Here is a 678-nt window from a genome sequence, read left to right on the forward strand (position 1 = left end):
ACACCCCGAGATCGAGCAGCACGCCGTCCAGCGCCTGCGCCTGGTCCCACTGGCCCAGCGTGGCGAAGCTGGCACGACGGATGGACACGCGCGCATCGCCACCGAACGACTGTTCGGCCACGGCGATCGCTTCGGGGTCCTTGTCCATCACCAGCAGCCGGCCTCCCGGGCCGAGTCGTTGCAGCACGCCGCGCGCGTGGCCTCCACGCCCGAACGTGCCATCCAGATACGTTCCGTCCTCGATCACCTGCAGGCCTTCCAGCACCTGCGTGTACAGCACCGGCAGATGCGCCGCCGGCGGCTGCGACACCGGGAGGTGACCGGGCTGCGCGTCAGGGCGCATCCGGGCACCCCGGCTCACAACCTGAGGTCGAGCAATCCATCGCCCAGATCCCCGTCAGACAACGTCTGCTGGATCAACGCGCGATGTGCCTGCTCGCTCCACAGTTCAAACTTGTCGCCCATGCCCAGCAGGACGGCCTTCTTCTCGATACCCACCGCGTTGCGGTGGCTGGCCGGGATGCTCAGGCGGCCATTGCCGTCCAGTTCGAGCACGGCCGAGGAACCCACCAGCTTCTGCTGCAGCACGCGCACGGTGCGCAGGGTGTTGGGCTTGGACATCACGTCGTCGCGCACCCGCTGCCACTCCTTCTCCGCGTACAGCCACAGGCAGCCGGC

At 68.3% G+C, this 678-nt stretch carries 2 protein-coding genes; both read right to left on the reverse strand.

The window, feature by feature from the left end:
• Positions 1-343: 16S rRNA (cytosine(1402)-N(4))-methyltransferase (mraW, locus tag CWM66_RS27985; RefSeq protein ID WP_107147747.1), on the reverse strand; the 343-nt coding region annotated here is incomplete at its 3' end.
• Positions 344-357: 14 nt separating this feature from the next.
• Positions 358-678, reverse strand: a 321-nt coding sequence (locus CWM66_RS27990; RefSeq protein WP_107147748.1) for a cell division/cell wall cluster transcriptional repressor MraZ, incomplete at its 5' end; no start/stop codon positions are given.

It is taken from the genome of Kosakonia sp. H7A, from assembly GCF_003028445.1.
In the GTDB taxonomy this organism is placed as follows: domain Bacteria; phylum Pseudomonadota; class Gammaproteobacteria; order Enterobacterales; family Enterobacteriaceae; genus Kosakonia; species Kosakonia radicincitans.